Here is an 8660-nt window from a genome sequence, read left to right on the forward strand (position 1 = left end):
CCGGGCTTTCACGAGGGCGGCCTGGTCAACCTCGAGATCAGCGACGACGGGCCGGCGTCGACCCGGCAAAGATCCGCCGCCGGGCCGCGAAGCTCGGGTGGAGCGCGGAGGCCCTCGACGCCCTCGACGCGGGGCGCTGCACGAGCTGCTCTTCGTCCCCGGGTTCAGCACGCGCAGCGAGGCCGGCAAGCTCTCCGGTCGCGGCGTGGGCCTCGACGTGGTCCGGACCAACATCGAGCGCCTCGGCGGGACCATCGAGCTGCACAGCCGCCCTCGGGCGTGGGACCACGTGTCCGGTCAAGAATCCCCTGACCCTGGCGCTCGTCCCGGCGCTGATCGTGACCTGCGCCGGACAGCGCTTTGCGATCCCCCAGGTCAACCTGATCGAGAATCGTGCGCGTGCCGGCGGCGGCTCGCCGCGAGCGCTTCGCGACGATCCACGGGGCGGCGGTCCTGCGCCTGCGCGGGCACCTGCTGCCGATGACCGCCCTCGCCCGGGCCCTGGCCCTCGGCGAGGGCCGCGGCGGGCCGAGCGAGGCCGAGCTCACGGGTGAGGGCGCCAGCGAGGGCGAGCCGCGAGACGCGACGGTGGTCGTGCTCCAGGCCGACGAGCAGCGCTACGGCCTGCTCGTCGAGGCCGTCCACGCACCGAGGAGATCGTCGTCAAGCCGCTGTGGTCGGTGCTCGACGAGCTCGGCTGCTACGCGGGCGCGACGGTGCTCGGAGACGGCGCGGTCGCGCTGATCCTCGACAGCGTCGGCCTGGCCGCGCGCGCGTGGCCTGCTCGACGAGGTCCCTCGCGGGGGAGCAGGAGCAGGCCCAGCGCGAGCTCGTCGAGAGCCGGCGCGGCGGCGCGGGAACGCCACGGCCGGCCCGCAGCGTCAGTACCTGCTGTGTCGCAGCGCCGGCGCCGAGCGCCTGGCGATCCCCCTGGCCGAGGTCTCGCGCCTCGAGGAGATCCACGCCTCGAGGGTCGAGCGCATGGGCCCTCAGGAGGTCATCCAGCACAACGAGGAGATCGTGCCCCTGGTCCGGCTCTCGCGGCTGCTCGAGGAGAGCTCGGCGCGGGGGCGCGCGCCGAGGCGCCTGGGGAGAATCGGGGCGAGCTCGATCGCCTGCAGCTGGTGATCCACCGCGTCGACGGCCGGCCCCGGGGAATCATCGTCGACGAGCTCCTCGACATCATCGAGAGCGGGGCGCCGGTCCAGCGCCCCGCGGCTCGCCGGGGTGCTCGGCTCGCTGGTGATTGACGGCCAGTCACGGAGCTGCTCGACGTCGAGGGCGCGCTGCGCCTGGGGACCTCGAGCTTCTCGAAGGAGCATCACACGATGATGACGAACACGCGGCGTCAGGTCCTGCACCTGTTGGATGGCCGGGCAGCACCTCGGCCTGGAGATCGAGCACGTCCAGGAGGTCCTGCGCGTGCGCGCCATGACCCCGGTGCCGCTGGCTCCGCCGGCGGTCTGCGGGCTGATCAATCTGCGCGGCGAGATCGTCCCGGCCCTGGATCTGCGGGTCTGCTTCGGCCTCGCCAAGCGGCCCTTGTCCTGCGCGGAGATCGCGCGGGCTCGGCTGTGCCCGGGGACGAGGACGCGGCCGAGAGCGAGGCGCACAACCTGGTCTTGCGGACCAGCGAGGCCCGATCAGCCTGGTCGTCGACGAGATCGGCGACGTGCTCGGCTCGACGAGCTCAGCTGCCAGCCGCCGCCGCCGAGCCTGCGCGGCCGGGCGCGGGCGCTGATCCGCGGCGTCCCACGAGCTCGACGAGGGCCTGCTGCTCCTGCTCGACGCCGCGGCTCTGCTGGCGAGCGCGCGCGGAGAGGTCCAGGCCGCGGAGGAGCGCACGCCGTGAAAGGTGGCTCGCTTGCGCTGCTCGTCGAGGACAACCGGACGACCCGCCGGTGGTCCGCAGCATGCTCGAGGAGCTCGGCTTCGTGGTCGCCGAGGTCGCGAGCGCCGGCGAGGCCCGGCGCTTCGTGGCCGGGAGCTCGAAGCTGCCGCGGGTGCCTTCGTCGACTGGGGCCTGCCCGACGCCGAGGGCGTCGACCTGATCCGCGAGTGGCGAGCCCAGCCTCGCATGCACCGCTGCGCCCTGGTCATGTTGACGATCCGCGCGCAGATCGAGGCGATCAACGAGGCCCTCGAGGCCGGGGCCGACGAATTCGTGATGAAGCCCTGCACCGTCGAGGTCTGGCGGCCAAGCTCGAGCTGCTCGACTTCCCCGAGCTCGATCGCTGCGAGGTCGGGCCCGTGGGCGCGGGGGACCTGCCTCCGCGGCGGCTGCTGATCGTCGACGACTCGGCCATCGCCCGGCGGATGAATCGAGCTCGCCTTGCGTGGGCGCGAAGACGTCGAGCTCGTCGGCGCCGTGGCCAACGGTCGCGTAGCCCTCGAGCGGGTCTCGCGAGCAGCTCGAGCTGCTGATCCTCGACCTCGAGATGCCTCAGATGGACGGGATCGAGCTGCTCCGCGAGCTGCGCGAGGTCTCGCCGAACACAGAGGTGATCGTGTTCAGCAGCCACAGCCAGCGCGGCGCCGAGCAGACCGTGGGAGGCCCTGGCGCTCGGGGCCCGGGACTACCTGCTCAAGCCCGAGCGCATGGACAGCATCGAGCAGAGCCTCGACTACGTGCGCGAGCAGCTCGGCCGGCGGATCGAGGCCCTGGGGGAGCGAGCCATGCCCGCCCTCGCCGCGCCGCCCCCCGTGGCCTCGGCGCCCGCCTTTCATTTCACGCCGGCGCCCGGCGAGTGGGTCGAGCCCGAGGTCTTGCTGATCGCCGCGTCGACGGGCGGCCCGATGGTGCTCACAGCAGCTGCTCACCGCCTTGCCAGGGCGCTCGCCGTGCCCGTGGTCGTGGTCCAGCACCTGCCCGAGGACTTCATCCCGCTCTTCGCCGAGCAGCTCGCCGAGGCCTCGGGGCTGCACGTCAAGGTCGCCGAGCCCGGGGAGATCGCGACCGCGGGCGGGGTCTGGCTGGCCCCGGGCACCGCCCACCTGCGCCTGCGCCGTGACGAGCGCGGGCTGCTGTGCTTCGAGCACAGCCGCGGGCCGCGGATCCACGGCTGCCGACGCGGCCGACGTGCTCTTCTCTTCGGCGGGCGCGCAGCGTGGGCGACCGCGCCGTGGCCGTGGTGCTCACCGGCATGGGCACCGACGGCTGCGAGGGCGCGCGCGAGCTGGTCGCCGCGGGCGGCCGGGTGTTCGCGCAGGATCGAGACAGCAGCGTGGTCTGGGCATGCCCGCGCCGTGACCCGGGCCGGCCCTCGTCGAGCGCGAGCTCGAGGCCGACGAGCTCCCGGACGCCTTGGTCGCGCTCGTGGGCGAGCTCGGTGCGCAGGAGGGTCGACAGTGATGGGCACGGCCCCGCGCCCGAGCGCGGCCTTGGGCGCCAGCAGCTCGACTTGCTGGCGGTCATGGTCGCCGAGCACACGGGCGTGCAGCTCTCGGTCGGTGAGTTCGGGATGTCGAGGCGCGGCTGCTCGAATTCATTGCGCGAGCGCGGGCTGAGCCTCGAGCAGGTCCTGGTCGAGGCCGCCTGCAACCGCAGGGGCGCGCTCGCCCGCGAGCTCGCCGAGCGCTTGACCAACGCGGAGACCAGCTTCTTTCGCACCCGCTGCTCTTCGACGAGCTGCGCACCTGGGTGCTGCCCGAGCTGCTCGACGCGCCCGGGGGCGGGAGCCCGTGGTTTTTTGGTGTGCGGCCTGCTCCACCGGGCAGGAGCCCTACAGCCTGGCGATGTTGCTCGCGACCTGTTTCCCCGAGGCCCTGGCCGCGGGCCGGTGCGGCTGATCGCCACCGACGTCTCGCGCCGCAACCTCGAGCGCGTGCGCGCCGGCTGCTACACCCGCGGCGAGATCAACCGCGGGCTGCCGGCGGCCATGCTCGTGCGCTGGTTCGAGGACGAGGGCGGCTGCTGGCGGTCACCCGCGGTCTGCGCGAGCTCGTCGAGCTGCGCCACCTGAGCCTCATCGTCCCTGGCCCGCGCTGCCGAGCGTCGACCTGCTCTTGCTGCGCAACGTGCTGCTCTACTGGCCCATGGACCGCCGCGAGCTCGCGCTCGCCCGCGCGGCCAGGCAGCTCGCCCGGACGACGGCCTGATGGCCGTGGGCGGGGCCGAGATTTCTCCCGATCAAGTCCGCCTTCGAGGCGGTCCAACGCAAACGCTGGCGCTTCTACCGACCTACTTCGACCGCTACGCCTCTCTAAGGAGTGAACATGTCCGAGCAACCCGCGACCTCCGCTGTCCTCGAGCGCCCGGCTTTCGCCGCGGCATGCTCGATTCCCTCGCCCACCCGTGATCCTGCTCGATCCCGGCCTGAGTATCCGCTACCATCAACACCGCGGTCCAGGGCAGCGCGGGGCCGAGGGCCTCGAGGGCGCGCAGGGCCGCGGTGTTGAGGTAGCGGATACTCAGGCGGGATCGAGCAGGATCACGGCGTGGCGAGGGAATCGAGCATGGCCGCGGCGAAAGCCGGGCGCTCGAGGACAGCGGAGGTCGCGGTTGCTCGGACATGTTTCACTCCTTAGAGAGGCGTAGCGGTCGAAGTAGGTCGGTAGAAGCGCCAGCGTTTGCGTTGGACCGCCTCGAAGGCGGACTTGATCGGGAGAATCTCGGCCCCGCCCACGGCCATCAGGCCGTCCGGGCGAGCTGCCTGGCCGCGCGGGCGAGCGCGAGCTCGCGGCGGTCCATGGGCAGTAGAGCAGCACGTTGCGCAGCAAGAGCAGGTCGACGCTCGGCAGCGCGGGCCAGGATCGATGAGGCTCAGGTGGCGCAGCTCGACGAGCTCGCGCAGCCGCGGGTGGATCCGCCAGCAGCCGCCCTCGTCCTCGAACCAGCGCACGAGCATGGCCGCCGGCAGCCCGCGGTTGATCTCGCCGCGGGTGTAGCAGCCGGCGCGCACGCGCTCGAGGTTGCGGCGCGAGACGTCGGTGGCGATCAGCCGCACCCGGCCCGCGGCCAGGGCCTCGGGGAAACAGTCGCGAGCAACATCGCCAGGCTGTAGGGCTCCTGCCCGGTGGAGCAGGCCGCACACCAAAAAACCACGGGCTCCCGCCCCGGGCCGCGTCGAGCAGCTCGGCAGCACCCAGGTGCGCAGCTCGTCGAAGAGCAGCGGGTCGCGAAAGAAGCTGGTCTCCGCGTTGGTCAAGCGCTCGGCGAGCTCGCGGGCGAGCGCGCCCCTGCGGTTGCAGGCGGCCTCGACCAGGACCTGCTCGAGGCTCAGCCCGCGCTCGCGCATGAATTCGAGCAGCCGCGCCTCGACCATCCCGACCTCACCGACCGAGAGCTGCACGCCCGTGTGCTCGGCGACCATGACCGCCCGCAAGTCGAGCTGCTCGGCGCCCAAGGCGCGCTCGGGCGCGGGGCCGTGCCCATCACTGTCGACCCTCCTGCGCACCGAGCTCGCCCACGAGCGCGACCAAGGCGTCCGGGAGCTCGTCGGCCTCGAGCTCGCGCTCGACGAGGCCGCCCGGGTCACGGCGCCGGGCATGCCCCAGACCACGCTGCTGTCTCGATCCTGCGCGAACACCCGGCCGCCCGCGGCGACCAGCTCGCGCGCGCCCTCGCAGCCGTCGGTGCCCATGCCGGTGAGCACCACGGCCACGGCGCGGTCGCCCACGCTGCGCGCCGCCGAAGAGAAGAGCACGTCGGCCGCAGGTCGGCAGCCGTGGATCCGCGGCCCGCGGCTGTGCTCGAAGCACAGCAGCCCGCGCTCGTCACGGCGCAGGCGCAGGTGGGCGGTGCCCGGGCCAGCCAGACCCCGCCCGCGGTCGCGATCTCCCCGGGCTCGGCGACCTTGACGTGCAGCCCCGAGGCCTCGGCGAGCTGCTCGGCGAAGAGCGGGATGAAGTCCTCGGGCAGGTGCTGGACCACGACCACGGGCACGGCGAGCGGCCCTGGCAAGGCGGTGAGCAGCTGCGTGAGCACCATCGGGCCGCCCGTCGACGCGGCGATCAGCAAGACCTCGGGCTCGACCCACTCGCCGGGCGCCGGCGTGAACTGAAAGGCGGGCGCCGAGGCCACGGGGGGCGGCGCGGCGAGGGCGGGCATGGCTCGCTCCCCAGGGCCTCGATCCGCCGGCCGAGCTGCTCGCGCACGTAGTCGAGGCTCTGCTCGATGCTGTCCATGCGCTCGGGCTTGAGCAGTAGTCCCGGGCCCCGAGGCGCAGGGCCTCCACGGTCTGCTCGGCGCCGCGCTGGCTGTGGCTGCTGAACACGATCACCTCTGTGTTCGGCGAGACCTCGCGCAGCTCGCGGAGCAGCTCGATCCCGTCCATCTGAGGCATCTCGAGGTCGAGGATCAGCAGCTCGAGCTGCTCCGCGAGCACCCGCTCGAGGGCTACGCGACCGTTGGCCACGGCGCCGACGAGCTCGACGTCTTCGCGCCCACGCAAGGCGAGCTCGATCATCCGCCGGGCGATGGCCGAGTCGTCGACGATCAGCAGCCGCCGCGGAGGCAGGTCCCCCGCGCCCACGGGCCCGACCTCGCAGCGATCGAGCTCGGGAAGTCGAGCAGCTCGAGCTTGGCCGCCAGACCCTCGACGGTGCAGGGCTTCATCACGAATTCGTCGGCCCCGGCCTCGAGGGCCTCGTTGATCGCCTCGATCTGCGCGCGGATCGTCAACATGACCAGGGCGCAGCGGTGCATGCGAGGCTGGGCTCGCCACTCGCGGATCAGGTCGACGCCCTCGGCGTCGGGCAGGCCCCAGTCGACGAAGGCCACCCGCGGCAGCTTCGAGCTCCCGGCCACGAAGCGCCGGGCCTCGCCGGCGCTCGCGACCTCGGCGACCACGAAGCCGAGCTCCTCGAGCATGCTGCGGACCACCCGGCGGGTCGTCCGGTTGTCCTCGACGAGCAGCGCAAGCGAGCCACCTTTCACGGCGTGCGCTCCTCCGCGGCCTGGACCTCTCCGCGCGCGCTCGCCAGCAGAGCCGCGGCGTCGAGCAGGAGCAGCAGGCCCTCGTCGAGCTGTGGACGCCGCGGATCAGCGCCCGCGCCCGGCCGCGCAGGCTCGGCGGCGGCGGCTGGCAGCTGAGCTCGTCGAGCTCGAGCACGTCGCCGATCTCGTCGACGACCAGGCTGATCGGGCCCTCGCTGGTCCGCAAGACCAGGTTTGTGCGCCTCGCTCTCGGCCGCGTCCTCGTCCCCGGGCACAGCCGAGCCCGCGCCGATCTCCGCGCAGGCCAAGGGCCGCTTGGCGAGGCCGAAGCAGACCCGCAGATCCAGGGCCGGGACGATCTCGCCGCGCAGATTGATCAGCCCGCAGACCGCCGGCGGAGCCAGCGGCACCGGGTCATGGCGCGCACGCGCAGGACCTCCTGGACGTGCTCGATCTCCAGGCCGAGGTGCTGCCCGGCCATCCAACAGGTGCAGACCTGACGCCGCGTGGTTCGTCATCATCGTGTGTGCTCCTTCGAGAAGCTCGAGGTCCCCAGGCGCAGCGCGCCCTCGACGTCGAGCAGCTCCGTGACCTGGCCGTCAATCACCAGCGAGCCGAGCACCCCCGGGCGAGCCGCGGGGCGCTGGACCGGCGCCCCGCTCTCGATGATGTCGAGGAGCTCGTCGACGATGATCCCGCGGGCCGGCCGTCGACGCGGTGGATCACCAGCTGCAGGCGATCGAGCTCGCCCCCGATCTCCCCAGGCGCCTCGGCGCGCGCCCCCGCGCCGAGCTCTCCTCCGAGCAGCCGCGAGAGCCGGACCAGGGGCACGATCTCCTCGTTGTGCTGGATGACCTCCTGAGGGCCCATGCGCTCGACCCTCGAGGCGTGGATCTCCTCGAGGCGCGAGACCTCGGCCAGGGGGATCGCCAGGCGCTCGGCGCCGGCGCTGCGACACAGCAGGTACTGACGCTGCGGGCCGGCCGTGGCGTTCCCGCGCCGCCGCGCCGGCTCCTCGACGAGCTCGCGCTGGGCTGCTCCTGCTCCCCCGCGAGGACCTCGTCGAGCAGGCCCGCGCGCGCGGCCAGGCCGACGCTGTCGAGGATCAGCGCGACCGCGCCGTCTCCGAGCACCGTCGCGCCCGCGTAGCAGCCGAGCTCGTCGAGCACCGACCACAGCGGCTTGACGACGATCTCCTCGGTGTCGTGGACGGCCTCGACGAGCAGGCCGTAGCGCTGCTCGTCGGCCTGGAGCACGACCACCGTCGCGTCTCGCGGCTCGCCCTCGCTGGCGCCCTCACCCGTGAGCTCGGCTCGCTCGGCCCGCCGCGGCCCTCGCCGAGGGCCAGGGCCCGGGCGAGGGCGGTCATCGGCAGCAGGTGCCCGCGCAGGCGCAGGACCGCCGCCCCGTGGATCGTCGCGAAGCGCTCGCGGCGAGCCGCCGCCGGCACGCGCACGATCTCGATCAGGTTGACCTGGGGGATCGCAAAGCGCTGTCCGGCGCAGGTCACGATCAGCGCCGGGACGATCGCCAGGGTCAGGGGGATCTTGACCCGGACCGTGGTCCCACGCCCGAGGCGGCTGTGCAGCTCGATGGTCCCGCCGAGGCGCTCGATGTTGGTCCGGACCACGTCGAGGCCCACGCCGCGACCGGAGAGCTTGCCGGCCTCGCTGCGCGTGCTGAACCCGGGACGAAGAGCAGCTCGTGCAGCGCCCGCTCGTCGAGGGCGTCGAGGGCCTCCGCGCTCCACCCGAGCTTCGCGGCCCGGCGGCGGATCTTTGCC

General features: G+C 73.1%; 12 protein-coding genes and 2 pseudogenes. 4 read left to right on the top strand and 10 right to left on the bottom strand.

The window, feature by feature from the left end; all coding sequences use genetic code 11:
• Positions 1-37 precede the first annotated feature (37 nt).
• Complete coding sequence (locus tag G6O69_RS38970; RefSeq protein WP_176397459.1) at positions 38-265, bottom strand: hypothetical protein; 228 nt, start codon at positions 263-265, stop codon at positions 38-40.
• Positions 266-399: 134 nt separating this feature from the next.
• Between G6O69_RS38970 and G6O69_RS38975 the strand changes: the two genes are divergently transcribed.
• On the top strand, positions 400-744 hold the full coding sequence (locus G6O69_RS38975) for a chemotaxis protein CheW (protein WP_176397460.1): 345 nt from the start codon (positions 400-402) through the stop codon (positions 742-744).
• A gap of 624 nt (positions 745-1368) precedes the next feature.
• Positions 1369-1482, top strand: a pseudogene (locus G6O69_RS42715) (chemotaxis protein CheW); the annotation flags it as partial.
• Positions 1483-1690: 208 nt separating this feature from the next.
• On the opposite strand, the gene G6O69_RS42720 reads toward G6O69_RS42715, so the two are convergent.
• Positions 1691-2083 carry a hypothetical protein gene (locus G6O69_RS42720; RefSeq protein WP_346017181.1) on the bottom strand — a complete coding sequence of 131 codons (393 nt, stop codon included), beginning with the start codon at positions 2081-2083 and terminating at the stop codon, positions 1691-1693.
• Here G6O69_RS42720 and G6O69_RS42725 point away from each other — a divergent pair.
• Positions 2051-2287 (top strand): hypothetical protein, encoded by a 237-nt coding sequence (locus G6O69_RS42725; protein ID WP_346017178.1) that lies wholly within the window; start codon positions 2051-2053, stop codon positions 2285-2287. The genes G6O69_RS42720 and G6O69_RS42725 overlap by 33 nt on opposite strands.
• Positions 2288-2511: 224 nt before the next feature.
• Here the strand turns inward: G6O69_RS42725 and G6O69_RS41355 are convergent, their stop codons facing one another.
• Positions 2512-3039, bottom strand: coding sequence for a hypothetical protein (locus G6O69_RS41355; RefSeq protein ID WP_255216879.1), 528 nt, complete (start codon positions 3037-3039; stop codon positions 2512-2514).
• On the opposite strand from G6O69_RS41355, the gene G6O69_RS41800 reads away from it, so the two are divergent.
• Positions 3027-3962, top strand: coding sequence for a chemotaxis protein CheB (locus tag G6O69_RS41800; RefSeq protein WP_346017177.1), 936 nt, complete (start codon positions 3027-3029; stop codon positions 3960-3962). The two genes, G6O69_RS41355 and G6O69_RS41800, sit on opposite strands and share 13 nt — an antisense overlap.
• 561 nt (positions 3963-4523) lie before the next feature.
• On the opposite strand, the gene G6O69_RS42730 is transcribed toward G6O69_RS41800, so the two are convergent.
• The 7 genes and pseudogenes from G6O69_RS42730 to G6O69_RS39025 all read right to left on the bottom strand — a co-directional run.
• The gene (locus G6O69_RS42730) at positions 4524-4961 is read right to left on the bottom strand and encodes a CheR family methyltransferase (protein ID WP_346017179.1); all 438 of its coding nucleotides are present in this window, start codon (positions 4959-4961) and stop codon (positions 4524-4526) included.
• Positions 4937-5044: a CheR family methyltransferase gene (locus G6O69_RS42735; RefSeq protein ID WP_346017180.1), complete on the bottom strand. Its 108-nt coding sequence runs from the start codon at positions 5042-5044 to the stop codon at positions 4937-4939. Before G6O69_RS42735 ends, G6O69_RS42730 begins: the two co-directional genes overlap by 25 nt.
• 430 nt (positions 5045-5474) lie before the next feature.
• A pseudogene (locus G6O69_RS42740) lies at positions 5475-6407 on the bottom strand (chemotaxis protein CheB); the annotation flags it as partial.
• A gap of 29 nt (positions 6408-6436) precedes the next feature.
• Positions 6437-6877, bottom strand: coding sequence for a response regulator (locus tag G6O69_RS39010; protein ID WP_176397465.1), 441 nt, complete (start codon positions 6875-6877; stop codon positions 6437-6439).
• On the bottom strand, positions 6874-7287 hold the full coding sequence (locus G6O69_RS39015; protein WP_176397466.1) for a chemotaxis protein CheW: 414 nt from the start codon (positions 7285-7287) through the stop codon (positions 6874-6876). The genes G6O69_RS39010 and G6O69_RS39015 overlap by 4 nt, the downstream gene beginning before the upstream one ends.
• Positions 7288-7480: 193 nt before the next feature.
• Complete coding sequence (locus G6O69_RS42745) at positions 7481-8053, bottom strand: chemotaxis protein CheW (protein WP_176397467.1); 573 nt, start codon at positions 8051-8053, stop codon at positions 7481-7483.
• Positions 7983-8660 (bottom strand): ATP-binding protein (locus G6O69_RS39025; protein ID WP_217910188.1); only part of this gene is annotated, 678 nt, incomplete at its 5' end. The genes G6O69_RS39025 and G6O69_RS42745, both read right to left, overlap by 71 nt.

Source organism: Pseudenhygromyxa sp. WMMC2535 (assembly GCF_011083025.2).